The organism is Xenorhabdus ishibashii (genome assembly GCF_002632755.1).
Classification (GTDB): domain Bacteria; phylum Pseudomonadota; class Gammaproteobacteria; order Enterobacterales; family Enterobacteriaceae; genus Xenorhabdus; species Xenorhabdus ishibashii.
The window spans coordinates 2,278,357-2,297,611 of record NZ_NJAK01000001.1 but is presented as its reverse complement, the minus strand read 5'-3'; the positions used below and the strand labels follow the sequence as shown (position 1 = coordinate 2,297,611).

Below are 19,255 nucleotides of genomic sequence, written 5' to 3'. Positions count from 1 at the left end.
TGATTATAATAACAAGTTCGTCTTAATTATTAAGGCACGCTATTCCAACCGGAAGCGTGCCTTTTTAATTTTCCGCAAACACAAACTATTAACCATAGATTTTCATAATACTAAATAAATGAAGGAGTATTTAACATGTTAGCCGTAGAATTAGCCATCGTTCTGCTGGCCATTTTTTTGGGAGCACGACTAGGGGGAATCGGTATTGGTTTTGCTGGTGGAATTGGTGTCCTCATCCTCGCCGCCATCGGTGTTAAACCAGGCAGTATTCCATTTGATGTTATTTCAATTATCATGGCCGTCATTGCTGCGATATCGGCCATGCAAGTGGCAGGGGGATTAGATTATCTCGTTCAGCAAACTGAAAAATTACTGCGTAAGAATCCCAAATACATCACAATCCTTGCACCAATCGTCACTTATTTTCTGACGCTATTTGCAGGCACGGGAAACATTTCACTGGCAACATTGCCCGTTATTACAGAGGTTGCCAAAGAGCAAGGCATAAAACCATGCCGTCCACTCTCTACTGCCGTTGTTGCTGCCCAGATAGGGATCACTGCTTCGCCGATTTCTGCGGCCGTGGTTTATATGGCGTCTATTATGGAAGGGCAAGGCATCAGCTATATCCACCTCTTAATGGTATTACTGCCTTCAACATTTTGTGCCATCATCCTTATGTCATTTATTATTTCATGGCTTTTTGATGCCAAACTGGCGAATGATCCTGTTTACCAAAAACGCCTTGAAGATGGTTTGATAGAAATGCGCGGTGCCAGCCAGATTCAAATCAAACCCAAAGCAAAATGCTCTGTTCTGTTGTTCCTGTTAGGTGTCGTGAGTGTTGTCATTTATGCCATTATCAATAGTCCAAGTGTCGGCCTGGTTGAAAAACCCCTGATGAACACCACAAATGCGATTTTGATTATCATGCTCAGTATCGCTACTCTCACCACCATTATTTGCTCCGTCGATACCGATGCCATCCTGAACTCAAGCACTTTCAAAGCAGGCATGAGCGCATGTATCTGTATCTTAGGGGTTGCATGGCTGGGGGATACTTTTGTTCAGGCCAATCTCGATTGGATCAAAGAAACCGCAGGCAGTTTGATTCACGCAAAACCGTGGCTGCTGGCAGTTATTTTCTTCTTCTGTTCAGCCTTGCTCTATTCACAAGCAGCAACTGCTAAGGCATTGATGCCAATGGCTCTGGCACTGAGTGTTACTCCATTAACAGCGATTGCTTCGTTCTCTGCGGTGTCTGGTCTGTTTATTCTGCCAACTTATCCAACACTGGTTGCAGCCGTGCAGATGGATGATACCGGAACCACTCGTATCGGGCGTTTTGTCTTCAATCATCCATTCTTTATTCCGGGAACTCTTGCCGTTGTATTGGCAGTCACATTCGGTTTCCTGTTTGGCGGTATTATCTTGTAACTTTACAATTTCGCTTGGTTGACATCGTTACTTCAGGGGCATACCAGCCCCTGAAACTTCCTTCCTTGCCTATCTTTTCCTGTCAAAAACCCAGTATTGTCTTAATATTGAACAAGTAACTTTCTGCTATGGCCGTCATCAGTTATAGTGCAGATTCTAATAAATTTCCCAAATCAAACTCACGATACAGGCAGGTTAAAGATTATCTTATGATGAAACGTATTCTTATGTTGTTTCTATTGTTCAGTAGCATCGCTCTGTCTCCTGACAAAGCTAGCGCACTGTTTGAGCAATCAGGGAAAAGTCTCTACCTTCCTGCTGAGCAGGCATTCATGTTTGATTTTCAGCAACAAGGAAATAAACTCACGCTGAACTGGGATATTAAATCCGGTTATTACCTTTATCGAAAACAATTCAACATCATTCCTAACCAAGAAACATCATTGGGTAAAATTACATACGCTAAAGGTGTAGATCATGAAGATGAGTTTTTTGGCAAGACAGAAGTCTATTTTCAATCGGCACAGATTGATATTCCCATTCTGTCTGCCACCAACGACAGCTCTCTCCAGGTCACATATCAAGGATGTGCAGAAGCGGGTTATTGTTATCCACCTGAGACCCTAAACATACCATTGCAAGCTGTTACTGCCTCCCCCCTATCAAGTAATGGAACCGCGATACCAACCAACATAGTTACAAATAAAGAAGACGTATCCTCACAAGCACCTTTGCAACAGGGAGATATATCATCCGAATCCCATGATGTGCCATTTTCGCCACTCTGGGCGTTATTAATTGGCATTGGCATTGCGTTTACTCCCTGCATACTGCCCATGTATCCGCTGATTTCCAGCATTATTTTGGGTCAAAAACGTCCTGAAAGCCTAAAAAGGATCTTTTGGCTCGCCATGAGTTACGTTCAGGGAATGGCGCTCACTTACACAATACTTGGTTTAATCGTCGCGGCGGCTGGCTTACAGTTTCAAGCTGCCTTGCAAAATCCTTACATTCTCGTAGGGCTGTCAGTGCTGTTTATCTTGCTCGCCTTATCAATGTTTGGTCTATATACACTACAACTTCCTTCTTCGCTCCAAACCCGCCTCGTAGATTGGAGCAACCAACAGCAAAGCGGCTCTTATATTGGTGTATTTGTGATGGGAGCCTTGGCTGGGTTAATCGCTTCTCCCTGCACGACCGCACCGCTCAGTGCTATTTTGCTTTATATCGCTCAAAGCGGTAATACATTGGTCGGCGGCTTGACCTTGTACCTCTATGCCTTGGGAATGGGCTTACCGCTTATCGCCGTCACACTATTTGGTCACAAACTCCTGCCACGCAGCGGCCCGTGGATGCAATACGTTAAAGAGGCTTTCGGATTTATTATATTGGCCTTGCCAGCCTTCCTGCTAGAACGCGTACTTGGTGACACATGGGGCATAAGATTGTGGAGCATATTGGCAGTATCTTTCCTCAGTTGGGCGTTCGCATTAACCTTAAACAGCAAAAACGGCTGGGTGCGGACTTTACAAGCCCTATTGCTAGTTTTGGCACTCATCGCTTCACGTCCTTTACAAGATTGGGTATGGGGAAACCCAGCGGCAGAACAGCAAAAAACCACTTTGCAATTTCAACAAGTCTCTGATTGGCAAGAATTAAGTCAAATTCTGACTGAAAATCATCATCGACCGATTATGTTGGATCTGTATGCTGATTGGTGTGTAGCCTGCAAAGAGTTTGAAAAATATACTTTCAGTGATCCACAAGTACAGGCACAATTAAGCCAATTTCTCTTATTACAGGCAGATGTCACGGATAACGCCCCAAAACAAAAAGAATTGTTGCAAAAAATGCAAGTCTTGGGACTCCCCACGATCTTGTTTTTCGATAAGGGAAAAGAGCTAACTGGTTCGCGAGTCAATGGATTTATGGACGCTCAGCGTTTTAACCAGCATGTACAACAATTACAACATCTACAATAAAAATAATCTGGAAGGAGAACCACCGTGCAACGTGAACATATGCTTAGCCATGTCCTGAATTTATTAGAGCAACATGGCCTGTCAGCGACACTAGAGACACTTTTAACTCCTTTTAATATTGAAACCGACCATATAAAACATTTTTGGCCTGATCGTGAAGCCTTGCTCTACGACTGCCTGCGCTACCACAGTCAGCAAATTGAAATCTGGCAGCGTCAAACCCTGTTGGATAATACCTTAAACCCTGAACAAAAATTACTGGCACGTTACGATGCCCTCAAGGAAAAAGTACGGGAACAGCGTTATCCAGGCTGTCTGTTTATTGCTGCCTGCAGCACTTTTCCTGACGTTGACCATCCAATCCACCAATTGGCCGAATTACAAAAACAAAACTCTTTCCATTACACGGAAGAATTATTACAACAACTTGATATTGACGACAGTAAGCAAGTTGCCCAACAGATGGAACTTATCCTTGAGGGGTGTCTTAGTAAGCTATTAGTGAAAAGAAACCTTGAAGATGTGATCACTGCAAAAATTTTGGCTCAAGATATTCTAACCATCGCAAAATGCCGAAAACATGGGGCATTAAGTTAATAAAAAGTGTCCCTAGCTGAATAACCACACCAAACTGGTATAAAAATACAGCAAACAATCAATTTCTATAGTTTTTTCGCAGAAAGTGTTTGACGGATTAGGCTGAATACGGTTTAATGCGCCCCGTTAGCCCGGATAGCTCAGTCGGTAGAGCAGGGGATTGAAAATCCCCGTGTCGGTGGTTCGATTCCGCCTCCGGGCACCACTTCAACTTCCAGTGAAGTCCAGCCCAGTCAAACAATTCTTAGCAAATCCTGCAAAATCAACATCCATTCTTATTTTTAGGTCTAGTTTCGTCTGTTGCAATCAAGATGCAGCGAAGGGCATAATTCGGGGCACTTACCGTTCGATTACAAGGATGCCCTTAATAATGAAACTAAACGCTCGGCAAATCGAAACTGCAAAGCCCAAAGAAAAAACCTACAAACTTGCCGATGGCGGCGGTCTCTATTTAGAAGTCACTGCTCGCGGCTCGAAGTACTGGCGGATGAAATATTATCGTCCGACCGATAAGAAAGAAGACCGACTGGCATTCGGTGTTTATCCCGCTGTATCATTAGCCGATGCCCGCGCTAAACGCGATGAGGCCAAAAAGCTGATGGCTCAGGGCATCGATCCCAAAGCCGAAAAGAAAGGCACCCCAACGCCTGCCAAAGTGAACTCGTTTGAAGAAGTCGCCCGCGCATGGCACGCCAGTAACAAACGCTGGAGTGACAGACATAGCCAAACAGTGCTGCGCAGCCTTGAGCAGTCTATTTTCCCGCATATCGGCGCACGCGATATTACCACGTTACGCACCAGCCAGCTTTTAGCCCCCGTCAAAGCCATTGATGAACAGGGCAAACACGATATAGCACAACGGCTACGCCAGCGTATCACCGCTATCATGCGCTATGCCGTCCAGAACGATATTCTGGAAACAAACCCTGCTAACGACATGGCCGGCGCACTCACCACCACAAAATCCCGTCACCATCCCGCACTACCCCATGAAGACTTGCCTGACTTTTTAGCCCGCTTATCTTCCTATCGCGGGCGCTTACTGACCAAAATCGCGGTAGAACTGGCGCTGCTGACGTTTGTCCGCTCCAGTGAGCTGAGATTTGCCCGCTGGCAGGAAATCGACCTTGAAAACGCGGTCTGGAAAATTCCCGCTACACGAAAACCCATCAAAGGCGTTCGCTTTTCTGAGCGCGGCATGAAAATGAAAACGGAGCATATTGTGCCCCTGAGCCGTCAAGCAGTCTCGTTATTCAAAGAATTGCACGTACTAAGTGGTAACTGCGAAGTGATGTTCCCAAGCGATCATAATTCCGCGAAAGTCATGAGTGAAAACACCGTCAATAGTGCGTTACGCAATATGGGCTACGACACCCAAACCGATATCTGCGGGCATGGCTTCCGCACAATGGCGCGCGGTGCAATGGGCGAATCCGGCCTGTGGAGCGATGACGCCATCGAGCGTCAGTTAAGCCATATCGAACGAAACAACGTCCGGGCGGCGTATATTCATACATCCAAACATCTGGATGAACGGCGGCTGATGGTGCAGTGGTGGGCGGATTATCTGGATGCGAACAGGGAAAAGCCAATCACACCCTATGACTTCGCCAAACCGCTGCGTGACAGGAAAAACCGCTAGTACAATTTGCAACCCGTTAATTTTCATCGGAAGAAAAACAATTAACGCTGTTCATTAAGTCTTGCTTTTTAAATAATCCGCCTGTCATCAAACAACGTCCACGATGACATTTCAGGGACTGGGTAACAGGAGAAGTGACATGACAATGGCAGCATTGAAAACAAGCCTGATTCGTTTGCCAGAAGTGCAACGCAGAACGAGTTACAGCAAAGCATGGATCTACAAACTGATTAGCGACGGAGAATTCCCGCAGCAGGTCAAAATCGGCCCACGTTCAGTGGCTTTTACTGAATCAGAGATTGATGACTGGATCGCCCAGCGTATCGCAGAATCACGGGCGGCATAACACAGAAAAGAAGATGACATAAGACACGTAACATAAAAACACAACGCCCCGAAGTGCGACCAACACTACGAGGCGTCTGACCAACAACCATTAAGCAAGGTAAAAATTATGGCTGATACACAGCATACCCAAACTCGCCCCAAATTTACAGTTCAAAAAACATCAGGCAGCCAAAAACCGCTTGATCTTATCCAAACCGTCAAAACCTCAGCTATGTATTCCTGGCAAAATCTGTTGCCCGCTTGTGGTATTGATATCCCCGTAAAGGGAAAACATGGCGCTTGCCCTATTTGCGGTGGTACTGACCATTTTCACTTTATCGATGATCACCATCATGGCAACTGGCATTGCCGCCAGTGTGATACCCCGAACTATGGTGATGGGCTTGATTTGGTGGCAAGAACCAACGGGATCTCTGTTATTGAGGCGGCAAAAGTTGTCGCTAACGTACTGGCACTACCTTTGCCAGCTCCCAAGCCAGCCAAAGAAACCCATTGTCCAACACAACCGATTGCCGAAAGAGTGGCGGCACTGATGGCGCAAACTGTCGCCGGGCAATCACCCTATCTGGCTACAAAGGGTCTGCAACATCTTGATCAGCGGCTACTGTTTGATAATTCGACAGTGTTGGCACTGACAACTCTGGATAAAAAAGTCACCGGTGCGCAGATCATTAAACCCAATGGCGAGAAAAAATTCTTCCCCGGCAGCCAGAAAAAAGGCGCGTTTATTCCCTTGACAGTGCTGGAAGAGCATCCGGAGACGGTAATTATCACCGAAGGTTACGCCACAGCACTCACGGTTAGCCAGCTCTATAAAGGCACTGTTCTGGCGGCGCTGGATGAGGGCAATTTATCTTCTGTTGCCAAATCCATTCGGGAACGCTGGCCGGACACCAAAATCATTATTGCCGCAGATAATGACTGGCATCATCCTGACGAACTGGATAAAAACGGCAAACCCAAAGTGAATGTCGGCAAGATCTCAGCAGAAAAAGCTGCCCTTGCGGTGAATGGTTGGGTCACATTACCGCCTACAAAGCATAAAGCCGACTGGGACGATTATCGTCAGCATCATGGTAATGAGGCAGCAAAGCAGGCATTCAGTAAATATTTGTATCAAGTGGGGAAATCAATGAACAGTCACGCAACAGAAAACCACAATTATCACAATGTAGAAACGCTTTATCCAAAGCGTAAGACAAAATTACCCCTATCCGTTGGCTCAGAAGGATTTGACGCTCAGTTGGACTATGTTGTTAAAGGTATTATTCCAGCACATTCCTTATGCAGCATTTACGGAGCTAGCGGGTCATATAAAAGTTTTCTGGCAGGCGCATGGGGTTGTCATATTGCCACGGGTAAGCCATGGGCAGGTAAACAGGTTGCTCAGGGTTCTGTGCTGTACGTTGTCGGCGAAGGCGGGATTGGTGTGCCCCGGCGCATCAAAGCATGGGAAATCGTCAACGGTCAGGCAGTTGAAAGTATGTATCTGATTAATACGCCGGTTTTTCCGGCCTCGCCTGCCGAAGTGCATGAACTGGTGATTGCCGCCCAACAAGTTGAGTCTGAAACAGGCGAACCGGTACGCCTGATTATTCTGGACACCTTAGCCCGCTGTTTTGGCGGCGCTGATGAAAATGATTCAAAAGATATGGGCGCGTTTGTCCGGGGTTGTGACGAGCTGAAAGCTAAAACAGGCGCAAGCATTCTCGTGGTTCACCATTCCGGCAAGGATGAAAGCAAAGGCGCAAGAGGTTCCAGTGCCTTTCGTGCGGCGCTGGATGTTGAATATCGGATCAACCGGGAAGGGAAAAGAGGCGGTGCGTTGGTTATCACCTGCACCAAAATGAAAGATGCCGAAGAACCGGAAACCAAAGCTTATGACATGCGCGTAGTTGAACTTTTTACCGATAAAGATGGTGAGGATATTACGTCATTGGCGCTGATTGACAGACCACGTGATCCGGTTGAGGAGGAAGAAATCGATCATGTTTCCAATAAGACCGATAATCATACAGTATTGTGGCAGTGCATCCGGTCTCGTACCGCCTTAAAAGAGCATTGCAGCATTGCCCTTGTCCGTGATGATTTAAAATCTATGGGCGTGAATGTGAAGAATTTCAGCCGCTGGTTGACCAAGTTAGAGCAAGAGAGATTGATTATCCGCAATGGACAGGAACTTAGCATTGTTAACCAGAATAATGAAGATTAAAAAGTGAGTCATAAAGTGAGGAGCGGTGAGGAGAGGGATTTTACTGCTCACCGTTTTCCTCACTTTTTTCGCATATATATGGAAAAAGTGAGGAGAAAAATGAGGAGCAGGTGAGGAAATATTTTTTCTGGCAGGTATTTTTCTAGCTCTCCGTGCTACCGGGTTAATGTATTAGCCCGGTAGCACGGAGATGACAAGCGCAGCGCGTCAGGTGTTATTTAATCAAGATTATATTTATGCAAAATAGATTTAACCTTCAGTCTTAACTCATTTTCATCAAATTCAGAAGGTCTTCTATCTGAATCAGGATTATACATATCTGCAAAACAAAATATTGAAGAGCTAACCTCATCAACTTTTTTGCCATCAATTACTAATTGATTATTATCTCTTTCATCCATCCATAAAGAAATGTATCTATCTGTAAACTCATCAGCATCAATGTCATGAGCACAAAAATATTTAGCAAGGTTAATCAATTTTAAACTCATCTTAAGGTATCCTTTTCAATATAATTTTCATATTGTGCAGTTCCTGGACTTAATTTCCAACAGGATAAGAACATTCCATCATTCCCTATTACTACAACATTATTTGTTTTAGTATTAAAAAAAACTTTACTGCCATTTTCTAACAAATATGTTCCTTTTTCGAAAGTTTCAGCATCGTTCAAATGTTCTTCAATGGCATCCCTAAACTGAGTTAATGTTTCTTTATTTTTTCTTGTACTGTCAATACCAAAATCTTTTGCATGTTTGAACTTTCGATCTAATTGGCGACGAGTATACTTATCTGAATCAAGCTCTTCAATTTTACTCAAATAAACATAAACCGCCGGCACGCCCTCAATCGGGAAAATCAGAATATAATCTCGGAAATCACTCTCCTGTACCGGTGTAGTCGTCTTCGTTGGCCCGCGGTCTGTTCCATCCGATATTGGCGTTTCTGTTTTGTTCCCCGCCATTTCATTCGGATCTTGCTGCGGGTTACCCATCACACCGTCCCGCCACGTTGGCTGCTCTGGGATTTCCAGGCCGGGTGTTTGACCGGTCATGCTCGGATCATCAAGCGGCACAGTGTTGACATTGATTGGCGTACCACGCTGGTTAAAATATTGAGGTAATTCCTGCGGTGATAATGCCTTATACATTGACGACGCGTTAGTGTACCAGACCAGTATAGGCGAATCCGCGCCATCCTCCCGAAATTCGTATGTTCCCGGTGCGGTTTGCTTCACGTGACGCACTTTAACCGTATCCATACCACTTCCTTCGCGGGTATGGTAACCAACCACCTTCACTTTTCCGCTCTTCTCATCCTCCACAAAACGATAGCGAACACGGGTCTCTGCACGGCCTTTTTGATCAGCCAGTTGTTTCAGTCTTTCGAGCTGGTGTTGAGCCGTGTCACTGTCAGCGCCAAATGCCCGTTTCAGAGCCCCCCAGGCTAACTGTGCCCGGTCCGTCGGTGTGGAAGAGACAATGGCGGCCATGAACAGCTTCTCTTTCTCAGAAATCAGTGGCGGAGCGCTTTCGGTTTCCCATGATCCATCGTTATTACTCGCCGTACCCACTGCCGCACCCAATGCCATCTGCGTTTCCATTGCCTGAAACACCAGCGGATGGGCTTGTGCCGGTGGCACCACTTGATCAAGCAGCCATCCTATCGGCACCATATACCATGGCGGCGTGTTTTTATCCTGCGCCGCAGAAGCCGTTGCGGGTGCCTGCGATGTGGGTGCTGGCAGGTAAACCTGCAATTGACCAAAATTGGCTGCGGGCTCGGTTTCTGTACCCGCATCGGTGCAACCCAAAGGTTGCAGGCAGGATTTTGCAAATACTGGTTTCACAATACGTTCGACGGCTATCACATGCCGGCGGTTATGTTCGGGTATCACCGTGATGCCCGGATATTCGCGGTCAGTGTAATATTTTGTTTGCAGGGCTTCTTCTGTCCAGCCTTCGATCTTCGGCAGTCCATCACTGAGTTCGCCCGGCATAATCGCGGGGGAGGAACCCGATGCTTTTTCATTTTTCACCGCTGCAACAGAATGTTTTTCAACCAATTGGTCGGCCAGTTTCTGCGCATTCACATGCAGGGTCATGGGCAACGGCGATAAATTTTCTTCCCGCAGAACCCCCTGACCATTCGTCACGCCATTGGCCTTGATCACCCCATCCCGGCTTTTCAGGTGATAGGGAATACCGATTAATGGCTTGCCCTGACTATCCAATAACTGAAATTCCAGCCAGTGTTTGAATGTATTGCAGGGAACACAATCTAATCTTCCTGTGTCACTCATTCGGTTAAATCCTTTATTGATTAAGTACGTTGTGCATCAATCTCGCTTCCTGCCAGAAAGTCATGGAGGGTCAGCGCCTGTAAACGTGAACCCTGTTGGCGGTGCTGACGCAGCCATTTTTCAAGGTCACGGATCAAAGTACCTTCGGGAGTATCCCGCTTCAGTGCCAGTTCGCCCTGTGCTTCCCACAGTTCATACATCAGCGTTTTTGCGAGTCCTTCCAGTGCAAAATCGGACTGTTCCCACGCGGCAATCAGGTGCGGCTCCAGTACAAAAGGGCGTTCAATCTGGCTGAACGGGCATTGTGTCGGTCGAAGAAAAACCGTCGGTTCAGGCATATCCACCATCAGCTCAGTGACCGGGTTAAGCAGAGATGTCCAGTCTGTCGGCTGCATCGCGGGCATCAATACCCGCAGAATACGCGTATCCATGAGCCGGAAGACGACCTGTTCATCCCGCAGGGTCACGAGCTGGTGACGTTGCCAGTGATCCAGTTGTGCCTGCCAGCCCGTATCGCTACGGTATGCCCAGCCCCAACTGCCGTCACTGAACGCGCGGTGGTCGAGCAGACGAGCAAACGTGGACAGACAGTCCATTTTCGGCTGAATAAGCCACGGTCCCTGCTCCATCAGGTGAGCAAGCGATGTACCGCTATACAGGGGGAAAGCCTGTTCAACCCAGTTGTTCACATAGAGCGTGTTGACAGGATTAGGCACCGAAAGCGGGTTGATCATCAGGTAAACTGGCGATTTGTCAGATCCGCCCAGCCAGGTTGCCCAGCTTGTTTTTTGGGTAGAATCAGTCATGACTGACCTCCCTGCGGGGATTTAATCACCCAGGCTGCATTCTCCTGAGCCTGCAATGCACAATATTTTTTGACCGGAAATTCCACCATCGGCAATGGCTCCACCCCCTCCGGTAATTGCAGTGAAACCCCGCGCCCGCTGCCGCCTGAACCTTGTCCAACATTAATCGGTGAGCAGAGAATGCCGCCCGGTGTGACTTTGAGAAAACTGCCACCCACTTTCAGCGTGATTTCGGCTGCCGCTTCCAGTACGACCTTGCCGCCACTTTTCAGGTGGATTTCCTGTCCGCTGTCAATCACAGTCGCGTCGCCGGTCTGGATATGCTGGCTGCCGGCAATCCGGTGGGAGACATCCCCTTCGGTGGTGATTTTGCGCGAACCGGCGACCTGATGATGGTCATCGGCGCGGATATCGTGGTAACGGTTGTTATCGATGCGGCTCTTCTGGTCATGTTTGATATGCCAGTAGGAATCGTTTTCGATATGGGCAGTCAGATCTTTCTGGCCGTGGAGATAGATTTCTTCGCTGTCTTTCGCATCCTCAAAGCGCAGTTCGTTAAAGCCTTTGCCTTTGTGGGTTTTGGTTTTAAACGTGGTACGAGTTTTTTGAGCCGGCAAATCCAGTGGTGGGCGGTTCAGGCCGTTATAGACACAGCCGGTGACGATGGGGCGGTCGATATCGCCGTTCAGGTAAGAGATAATCACTTCCTGCCCGATACGGGGTATCGCCATAAAACCAAAGCCGTTACCATTCCAGCCCTGAGCTACGCGCACCCAGCACGAGGCACCATCATCCGGTGGGTCATAGCGGTTCCAGTGAAAATGGACTTTAATCGCCCCGTCTTTATTAACGAAGATTTCCTCACCTTCCGGACCGACCACGATGGCAGTTTCATCGCCATCTGCCAGAGGCTTGTAGTGGAAAGGCGGACGATAATCATCCAGACCGGAAATAAAACTGAACTGGTTGGAAAGCGTGGTGCCTTCACCGGCATCATTTCCCAATGCCTGCGGGCAGCGACCGTGATGGCTGATACCGACCACCTGCCAGCGAACATTAAGCAGTTTATGGGGATGATTTTTTATCTCGAAAATTTTGCCCGGCATCAGTTTGATGCAGTTACTGCTACCGCTGCCGGTCTGTTTCTGGTTGTCCAGCGCTTCCTGCCGGTATTTTAAAAATGGGATGGCGGCGGCATCTTTCTGAAAACGCCCGTAACTTTCAAACACGGTATAGGGGGTCTGGCTACCAAAATCGCGGAAACCTTCGCTGCTGTGCATATGGGAGAGGTGATAGCGCGGGTTTTCGGGGTTGAAATCTTTGTGCAGGCTGCGCTGCGGACTCATGCCGACGCCTAACCGTACCTGATAAATCGTATCTACCCCATGCGCGGTTTCCGGCTGGGGCTGGTATTGCAGCGGTAAGCCAGCGGTCATACCCAGATGGCTGTCACTGAAAAACAGCGTATCATCCTCAAACCAGAAACTGATACCTTCTTCCGCGGCTAACCGGCTGAAAAATGCATAATCGGATTCCCGTTTCTGGGTCACATATTCCCGCTCCTGATGCACATCGTAGAGCTTCGAATCGGCTTTCACCCGATGTTTTTTCAGCAGGCTGTTTAAAATGGCCGGCACATTTTGCTGATGATAAATTCGGCTGTCCTGATTGAGCGTCAGCCGCCAGCAGGCAGGGCGGACGGTGACGGAATAGATTGTCTTATTACCATCGGTGCCCACCCAGTCCGCATGGGAGGTGATGCCGGTGATTTTGCGCTGCTCGGTTGCCCCGTGAAAGATTTGCAGTACCGCTTCCTGCATCAGCAGCGAGGCCAAATCAATCTCTGCCTGTGGTTTAAACGGATTCGGGTTGCCCGTTCTGACCAGTGTCATGTTCAGGGTAAAGAGTTCGGATAATCCCTCTTGCAGGGAAAACTCCCCCACAGCAAAAGTGTCTTCCGGCACACCGGCGATGTGGCAGACAAAGCGTAATCCACTTTTCATGTTAATGTTTTCCTTATGGTTGACGTCATGCGTTCCTTAATCGGTTACATGGCCGGGCGTAACCCATCGACATGCCAGAACTGCCATAGCCCCTTGTGACTGTCAGGGGTGAAAATCTCCAGCATGACAAACGAAGATTGGGTGATAAAACAAGCCAGTGCCTGATTGATTAACCGGCAGAAGCGATACATTTCTCCCTGATTACGATAACAATCAGGGTTCAGCGTCAGTGAGAGTAAATGCCCGCGAATGGGGCGCCCCCGCCGCATCCGGTCAGTCAGACGCTCTTCCACCTGTACAATGCCGTCAATGTGTTGCTGGAACTGACGGCTCAAGGGGCGATGCGTGTCAGCATACGGGTCAAACAACCGGAGAAACTGTTTCAGGCTGTCGGTGGCAAACAGCATCATCGGTGGGCTGGAAAGACAGGAAAGCAGCGGCCAGCCGTTATTTTCCTGTAACAATGGCGGATAATCAGTGGTGACCGGCGTGATATTGTGGACGCTGAGATGAGACGGCGAATTTTCTTGCGTCACGGTAATAGTATCTTGCGTTAATCCCAGCGCCTGTTCATGGTAGCCAGTGAAATAACACGAAACCTCAATGGCAGGTAAGTTGTTTGCCGGTTTACCGGTCAAATCAAAAAAACACAGCCGATGTTGGATCCTGCCCAGAAAATCCTGCTCGGTCTGGAGCTGGTAGTAAAACGTGTCGGGCTGTGCATCATCATCGAAAAAACGCCCTGCGGGAACAAACTGCTCAATCGGCAGCCAGTGATAAGGCGTGCCACGCTGCTCCCTGTCTTCGGGCTGTACCACCACCTGAACCTCCCGCAGCCGGTACAAGCACACCGATCCCCCCAATGGCAGCGGATAGCGGTGATTACCGGCTTCCAACCGGACAGGCGGGCTGGCCTGGTTTTCCAGATGGATCGCCGGCACACAACCCAACAAAAATGCCCCCTCGACATCCTCCAGTGGCAATTCGCCCCCGAAACGCAAAATCAGCTCAAACGTGCCATCGTCATTCAGCGGGACTTTTGCGCAACTGCTGCTGATATCCAGCGTGACAAAGTTATACAGTTGGGATAGTGCATAATATTCCACCAACGGTTGCAGACCGGAATACGTATTTTTGGGCACAGGCAGTACCGGACTATCAAGCAGATCATGCCAGCCATAAGGAAAACCGCGCAGCTTTCGCTGCTTGCCCTGCGTGTTCAGGCTGACCTCACAAATATGTTGATCCAGCCACAGACTGAGCTGGGCGGCCTTTTCGGTGTCAGTGCCAAGGAAAAAAGTTAATGCGCCACTTTGCCAGACCGGGGATGCCGTGCCGGTCTGGCACAGGGTCAGAATAATTTCACTGTGAGTGCCGGTTTTCCTGACTGCGCGCTCCTGGACAATCAACGGTTCAATATGTAAAGGACGGCAGGTTTTAAAGTTGATCAACTGCCCGTTAAGGCTGGCAGACACCGATGTACTGATCGGGATCTCGGCAGTGCCCTGATGTTCATCATCTGTGGGCGTAAATTGTACTATCGTCGTCGGTGGAATAGGAGACAGGGCTAACGGCCAGATACGGGAGAGAATGCCGTGAACAATTTCGGGAAAATTATCTTCCAGCTTGTCCCGCAGATTGGCAATCAAAAACGCAAAGGCTTCGAAAACACGGGCAATATCAGGGTCATGAGAGGAAACCAGAAACTCAGCCAGATGCGGTGACTCTTTCGCGATGTGCTCAGCCAGCTCTCTCAGGTAAGCGCGCTCTTTTAGATAAAGCGATTCTTTGTTGTTTTTCATTGAATTTAACTTGTGTTTTATCAATTAGGCTTCAGTATCATGCTGAATCTCAGCGAGATAAAATGCATAGCTGAACAGAAAAGCACATTTATTCTACACATTAATCAATCAAATTAATTAACGAATTAAATCCAGTTTTTGGCTGGTGCTGGCAGAATATAGGGGGATCATCGGCATATGCACGGTAATTCAGGCAAAAATCAGGCTGGCAGGAATCCTTAACGGTTTGACTCTCGCCTGTCTGACCGTTAATATCTTTCTCTACAAAAATGATCCCTCGCCTGTCAGGATCGCCTTCGGGTGGCGAATGAAAACTCCCGTAGCCTGCAAGGGAGAGCAAGCATTGCGGTACATCTGCCCACCTTTGGAAGCAGATATTGTCAGACATAAACCCCTTGTCTGATAATGAAGGTTTCTTAAACTAAAAATACGCCCAAAAGGTGTTGTTATCTTGTCGCCGAAGGGTGTTGAACGTGGGTTCATACACTGACTTTTCAAATCAACATAAATCCTGTTTATCTTCAATGAACAACTGGATGGCTTTTGCGCATCCGTTCATACTTTTATCTAGCCCTGTCTGAATTATTCAACAGACAATTGTTCTACCGCTAAACCATTAACGCATGACTACCGTTTGACATTGAATCTGGCGGCGTTTTGCTGTACCCGTTGGTATTTCAACACTTGCATAGTCTTTACTGATTGTTTGAAAACTCAAGGCGTCACTTTTTGCGGGTTACCGCTGAAAGTGACGCCGCAACTAAAGGGCAACACAACTCTGACAGGCTCACGCCTGCTTCACCACTCAGTGAATCTGACACTGCATTTTTAGATTGAAAAAGGAGAACTTGACGATATCGAGGCTGGCTTTTCGCCGGTGGGGATGACCTGTTCATACAGGCGGCAGTACCGTGTACTCAACCGATACCCCGCAATACCTCAACTTGCGTTCACTCTGGCGCACAGATATCGATCAAGGGCAAAGCAGGTTTTTCTGTTTTGCCAGAATGGTCGCGCGCCAGAGATTGCATGTTGTCAGGTATAGGTCGCGGGAGAAGCTAATGAGTCGATTGATTAAGGAATTAAAATTTTTTGCCCGGCAAGGCGGCGGCAGCCATAAGACCTGCCATGATCGCATTCAGATCGCCGAACGTTTGGGCGCGTTGTTATTGAGCCTGAATATTCAGGTGAAAAGCCTTAAGAATTTGAAAGCCAAGCATGTGGAACAGTATGTTGATGCCCGTTTGTCTCAGGGGATTGCCAAGCGAACGGTGCAAAATGAAATGGCTGCACTGCGTAATATCTTTCGCATGGCAGGTCGGGAGAAGCTGGAAACCTCGCCGCGTTTAAGCAATCAGGCATTGGGATTAAGCGGCACCAGCCGCGCCGGAACAAAACAAGCGATCCCTGATGCCACGTTTCAGGTTGTTTATCAGAAGGCACTAGAACGTGATGTTGGATTTGCCGTCACACTGAAACTCGCCCGATTGCTGGGATTACGTTCTCAGGAAGCGGTGCAATGCAGTGCTTCATTGAAAAGCTGGCGTAAACAGTTAGAGCAATCAGAACCGAAACTGCATGTTGTCTTCGGTACAAAAGGCGGCCGGCCAAGGCAAACCCGCGTACTGGATATCGCAGCGGTGAAAGAGGCTGTTGAACAGGCGATTGTTATTGCAGAACAACGTGGCGGCAGGTTGATTGATAAACCGGATCTCAAACAAGCCATGAATTACTGGCGGACGCATACCACAAAGATTGGTTTAACAGGCCGCTATTCTCCTCATAGTCTGCGCTATGCGTGGGCGCAGGATGCGCTTAATTTTTACCAACAAAAGGGGTTTAGCCGTCAGGAAGCAAGAGCACTGGTATCAATGGATTTAGGGCACGGTGATGGTCGCGGGCGTTATGTAGAGCGGGTTTATAGCTGTTAAACTTAGCCGTTCAGTTATTGAGTTAGATAAAACAATCAGTTAAAGTATTCCCGCCATTAGCACAATCTAATGGTCAAGGTTTAGCAGCCTTGTGCGCTTATACACTGGTAAGATGTTTTACCAGTGTGCCTGCATTCGCCTTTTCTATGGCGATTCAGGTGGGGGAGACTCACGTCTCGCCGGAGTAAGCGCCGGTCTGCTAACCCTGTCTGAATCGCCACCATCAATATTAATTAATGGAAAGGGGTAGCAGGAATGAATAATAACGTTAGGAATGATTGGCATCAGGCCGATATTATTGCTGCATTACGTAAGCGCGGTACAACCTTAGCGGCGGTCTCTCGTGAAGCGGGACTCAGTTCATCAACATTAGCAAATGCACTCAGCAGGCAGTGGCCTAAAGGCGAGTGGATTATCGCAAATTATCTCGGTATCCATCCCTCAGAAATCTGGCCAAGCCGTTATTTCGATTCTTATACTGGTGAATTATTAGAAAGGAAAGCCCGCTCTAAGCCACAGGAATAACCCGCTTCAATTTGTGATCGATGTCGTAAAAATGAACATTTTTTATATCAAGCCCTGAGTGTAAAATGGCAGCCCAATTTGACCATTTTTAACCCTCACGGCTTTTTTGCTTTAAGATGATTAAAAAGCGCACAATGAATGATATAAATAAGCAAAATCAGTTAGATAAAAAAGAAACGGTAAGCAAAAAAATCTGGGGGCATTAAAAGGGGCATAAAAGGAAAGTCAGGTTATAGACTTTGCATATTCAACGAGTTACAATGTTTTTCGATTCCGCCTCCGGGCACCAAATTTCCATGCGGGTTTGTCCTAGGTTATTAAATTTCCTGACAAAAGCGCGAAAAAGAATCAATAGTTAATTAAATGTTAAAGCCTAATCAGTTCAATTTGTACTGTTTAGTCGATAAGAACATTTAAGACAAGATGACAGGGTGGCTGTTTTATCAGTTGCCCTTTTCTTGTTTAAGGTAATGATTTCAGTAATTGATTCTGATGTCAAGTCAGGTGAAAACTTCACGACGGGATACCGGATCAGCATGAACGCTTTTTTCCATCCCATCACTGTTGATGCAGGGCAGCTCACGCTATCTCCTCCTTAATCCATCCTGCGATCTGCCCTGATTTTTTTAATCCGCTTTATTCCTTCTCACCGGCAGGCTCATCAGAACGATCGGTGTACAATCCCAGCTCCCGCTCCAGTGTTTTCCCCGTCACTTCCATATCGAGATCAATGTACTCCATCGTGGTCGCGACATTACGATGCCCCAGTAATCTTTTCACCAACGGCAGGTTCCGATCCGGCGCTTTCATCAGCGTCGTGGCCACGGTATGGCGAAAACGGTGAGGCGAGACGGCAAAATCACACTCCCTGGACAGCCGACGAAAGAAAGAACGGAGCTGTTGTTTTTCCCGATTGATATCATATTGGTAACGGGAAAGCCGGCTGGGGTGCGGCACACTTAACCGGCTGAGATCGAAAATTGGATCGTGGCCTTCAGCACCGGCAGCCATCGCCCTTGCCACGAGTTGTGCCAGCCAGGGTTTGAGTTGCGGAATAATCGGTATCTCCCATTCGCTGTGGTTTTTACTGCCTTCCAGCCCCAGTTCAATATAATTGCTTTCCAGGTTAATATCCCGCAGCCGCAGGTGCAGTAACTGGTTCTGGCGCATCCCCGTAAAGCGCAATGTCGCCAGCACGGTTGACCAATACCAGGTTGGGTACAGCGCACACCGCCCTCCCCGTGGCATCACGTCGGTTCTTTCTTCTTCCGCAAACTTCCCCATCAACAGGTTAATACGGGTTATCTGCGACTGACTCAAAATCTTCTTCTTTTTCTTCTCTTTTTTAACCACGGCGTGGTTAAACGGGTTGTCGGTGTGGGGCAGCAATTTTTGCGCCATACCGAAATTAAAAATCGCCCGCAGGTGGGCTACCTTATTGTTCCAGGTATGGCTCGACTGCTTTTTTTCCACCAGAAGATGGCGCCGCCACCGCAACACATCCCGGTGAGTGATCTGCGCCGGTGATACCGCTTCCCCCATAAACCGGATAAAACCCCGTGTGACCTTACGATAACTCCATTCGGTATCCGGTCGCAGGATATGTGAAAAAAAGTACTCTTCTAATAGCGCTTCCCAACTGAGGGGTTCTGCTGTGTGCAACATATT

The 19,255-nt window shown here is 47.8% G+C and carries 16 protein-coding genes and 1 tRNA gene; 10 read left to right on the top strand and 7 right to left on the bottom strand.

Going from position 1 to position 19,255, the window contains the following annotated elements:
* Positions 1-135 precede the first annotated feature (135 nt).
* From Xish_RS10890 to Xish_RS10860, 7 genes are all read left to right on the top strand, one after another.
* Positions 136-1,437 carry an anaerobic C4-dicarboxylate transporter gene (locus Xish_RS10890; RefSeq protein ID WP_099117877.1) on the top strand — a complete coding sequence of 434 codons (1,302 nt, stop codon included), beginning with the start codon at positions 136-138 and terminating at the stop codon, positions 1,435-1,437.
* Positions 1,438-1,646: 209 nt separating this feature from the next.
* Positions 1,647-3,419 carry a protein-disulfide reductase DsbD gene (locus Xish_RS10885; RefSeq protein ID WP_099117876.1) on the top strand — a complete coding sequence of 591 codons (1,773 nt, stop codon included), beginning with the start codon at positions 1,647-1,649 and terminating at the stop codon, positions 3,417-3,419.
* A gap of 24 nt (positions 3,420-3,443) precedes the next feature.
* Positions 3,444-4,016 (top strand): division control transcriptional repressor DicD, encoded by a 573-nt coding sequence (gene dicD / locus Xish_RS10880; RefSeq protein WP_099117875.1) that lies wholly within the window; start codon positions 3,444-3,446, stop codon positions 4,014-4,016.
* A 129-nt stretch (positions 4,017-4,145) separates the two neighbouring features.
* Positions 4,146-4,221, top strand: a tRNA-Phe gene (locus Xish_RS10875).
* A 165-nt stretch (positions 4,222-4,386) separates the two neighbouring features.
* Entirely contained in the window at positions 4,387-5,658 is a 1,272-nt protein-coding gene (locus Xish_RS10870; RefSeq protein ID WP_099117874.1) for a tyrosine-type recombinase/integrase, read from the top strand.
* Between the two features lie 139 nt (positions 5,659-5,797).
* On the top strand, positions 5,798-6,004 hold the full coding sequence (locus Xish_RS10865; RefSeq protein WP_099117873.1) for a helix-turn-helix transcriptional regulator: 207 nt from the start codon (positions 5,798-5,800) through the stop codon (positions 6,002-6,004).
* 108 nt (positions 6,005-6,112) lie between these two features.
* On the top strand, positions 6,113-8,218 hold the full coding sequence (locus Xish_RS10860; RefSeq protein ID WP_099117872.1) for an AAA family ATPase: 2,106 nt from the start codon (positions 6,113-6,115) through the stop codon (positions 8,216-8,218).
* A 218-nt stretch (positions 8,219-8,436) separates the two neighbouring features.
* Here Xish_RS10860 and Xish_RS10855 read toward each other — a convergent pair whose 3' ends face one another.
* The 6 genes from Xish_RS10855 to Xish_RS10830 form a co-directional block, all read right to left on the bottom strand.
* Positions 8,437-8,709: a colicin immunity domain-containing protein gene (locus Xish_RS10855; protein WP_099117871.1), complete on the bottom strand. Its 273-nt coding sequence runs from the start codon at positions 8,707-8,709 to the stop codon at positions 8,437-8,439.
* Complete coding sequence (locus Xish_RS10850) at positions 8,706-10,520, bottom strand: S-type pyocin domain-containing protein (protein WP_141553976.1); 1,815 nt, start codon at positions 10,518-10,520, stop codon at positions 8,706-8,708. The genes Xish_RS10855 and Xish_RS10850 overlap by 4 nt, the downstream gene beginning before the upstream one ends.
* Before the next feature lie 20 nt (positions 10,521-10,540).
* Positions 10,541-11,254 carry a DUF4123 domain-containing protein gene (locus Xish_RS10845; RefSeq protein ID WP_244186125.1) on the bottom strand — a complete coding sequence of 238 codons (714 nt, stop codon included), beginning with the start codon at positions 11,252-11,254 and terminating at the stop codon, positions 10,541-10,543.
* A gap of 68 nt (positions 11,255-11,322) precedes the next feature.
* On the bottom strand, positions 11,323-13,329 hold the full coding sequence (locus tag Xish_RS10840) for a type VI secretion system Vgr family protein (protein WP_099117869.1): 2,007 nt from the start codon (positions 13,327-13,329) through the stop codon (positions 11,323-11,325).
* Positions 13,330-13,373: 44 nt separating this feature from the next.
* The gene (locus Xish_RS10835; protein ID WP_099117868.1) at positions 13,374-15,131 is read right to left on the bottom strand and encodes a type VI secretion system baseplate subunit TssF; all 1,758 of its coding nucleotides are present in this window, start codon (positions 15,129-15,131) and stop codon (positions 13,374-13,376) included.
* Between the two features lie 100 nt (positions 15,132-15,231).
* Positions 15,232-15,519: a hypothetical protein gene (locus Xish_RS10830; RefSeq protein ID WP_099117867.1), complete on the bottom strand. Its 288-nt coding sequence runs from the start codon at positions 15,517-15,519 to the stop codon at positions 15,232-15,234.
* A gap of 673 nt (positions 15,520-16,192) precedes the next feature.
* On the opposite strand from Xish_RS10830, the gene Xish_RS10825 reads away from it, so the two are divergent.
* The 3 genes from Xish_RS10825 to Xish_RS18605 all read left to right on the top strand — a co-directional run bounded on the left by Xish_RS10825 (position 16,193) and on the right by Xish_RS18605 (position 18,186).
* Positions 16,193-17,062: an integrase domain-containing protein gene (locus tag Xish_RS10825; RefSeq protein ID WP_099117866.1), complete on the top strand. Its 870-nt coding sequence runs from the start codon at positions 16,193-16,195 to the stop codon at positions 17,060-17,062.
* A 255-nt stretch (positions 17,063-17,317) separates the two neighbouring features.
* The gene (locus Xish_RS10820) at positions 17,318-17,587 is read left to right on the top strand and encodes a helix-turn-helix domain-containing protein (RefSeq protein WP_099117865.1); all 270 of its coding nucleotides are present in this window, start codon (positions 17,318-17,320) and stop codon (positions 17,585-17,587) included.
* Positions 17,588-18,018: 431 nt separating this feature from the next.
* Positions 18,019-18,186 carry a hypothetical protein gene (locus Xish_RS18605; protein ID WP_167383256.1) on the top strand — a complete coding sequence of 56 codons (168 nt, stop codon included), beginning with the start codon at positions 18,019-18,021 and terminating at the stop codon, positions 18,184-18,186.
* 37 nt (positions 18,187-18,223) lie between these two features.
* On the opposite strand, the gene Xish_RS10815 is transcribed toward Xish_RS18605, so the two are convergent.
* Positions 18,224-19,252, bottom strand: a complete 1,029-nt coding sequence (locus Xish_RS10815; protein ID WP_099118731.1) for a tyrosine-type recombinase/integrase — start codon at positions 19,250-19,252, stop codon at positions 18,224-18,226.
* Positions 19,253-19,255: the final 3 nt, after the last annotated feature.

Excerpts from the sequence above, each read along its gene's own strand:
- Xish_RS10890 (WP_099117877.1), top strand. The coding sequence starts at position 136 with ATGTTAGCCGTAGAATTAGCCATCGTTCTGCTGGCCATTTTTTTGGGA.
- Xish_RS10885 (WP_099117876.1), top strand. The coding sequence starts at position 1,647 with ATGATGAAACGTATTCTTATGTTGTTTCTATTGTTCAGTAGCATCGCT.
- Xish_RS10870 (WP_099117874.1), top strand. The coding sequence starts at position 4,387 with ATGAAACTAAACGCTCGGCAAATCGAAACTGCAAAGCCCAAAGAAAAA.
- Xish_RS10865 (WP_099117873.1), top strand. The coding sequence starts at position 5,798 with ATGACAATGGCAGCATTGAAAACAAGCCTGATTCGTTTGCCAGAAGTG.
- Xish_RS10860 (WP_099117872.1), top strand. The coding sequence starts at position 6,113 with ATGGCTGATACACAGCATACCCAAACTCGCCCCAAATTTACAGTTCAA.
- Xish_RS10855 (WP_099117871.1), bottom strand. The coding sequence starts at position 8,709 with ATGAGTTTAAAATTGATTAACCTTGCTAAATATTTTTGTGCTCATGAC.
- Xish_RS10850 (WP_141553976.1), bottom strand. The coding sequence starts at position 10,520 with ATGAGTGACACAGGAAGATTAGATTGTGTTCCCTGCAATACATTCAAA.
- Xish_RS10845 (WP_244186125.1), bottom strand. The coding sequence starts at position 11,254 with ATGATCAACCCGCTTTCGGTGCCTAATCCTGTCAACACGCTCTATGTG.
- Xish_RS10840 (WP_099117869.1), bottom strand. The coding sequence starts at position 13,329 with ATGAAAAGTGGATTACGCTTTGTCTGCCACATCGCCGGTGTGCCGGAA.
- Xish_RS10835 (WP_099117868.1), bottom strand. The coding sequence starts at position 15,131 with ATGAAAAACAACAAAGAATCGCTTTATCTAAAAGAGCGCGCTTACCTG.
- Xish_RS10830 (WP_099117867.1), bottom strand. The coding sequence starts at position 15,519 with ATGTCTGACAATATCTGCTTCCAAAGGTGGGCAGATGTACCGCAATGC.
- Xish_RS10825 (WP_099117866.1), top strand. The coding sequence starts at position 16,193 with ATGAGTCGATTGATTAAGGAATTAAAATTTTTTGCCCGGCAAGGCGGC.
- Xish_RS10820 (WP_099117865.1), top strand. The coding sequence starts at position 17,318 with ATGAATAATAACGTTAGGAATGATTGGCATCAGGCCGATATTATTGCT.
- Xish_RS10815 (WP_099118731.1), bottom strand. The coding sequence starts at position 19,252 with ATGTTGCACACAGCAGAACCCCTCAGTTGGGAAGCGCTATTAGAAGAG.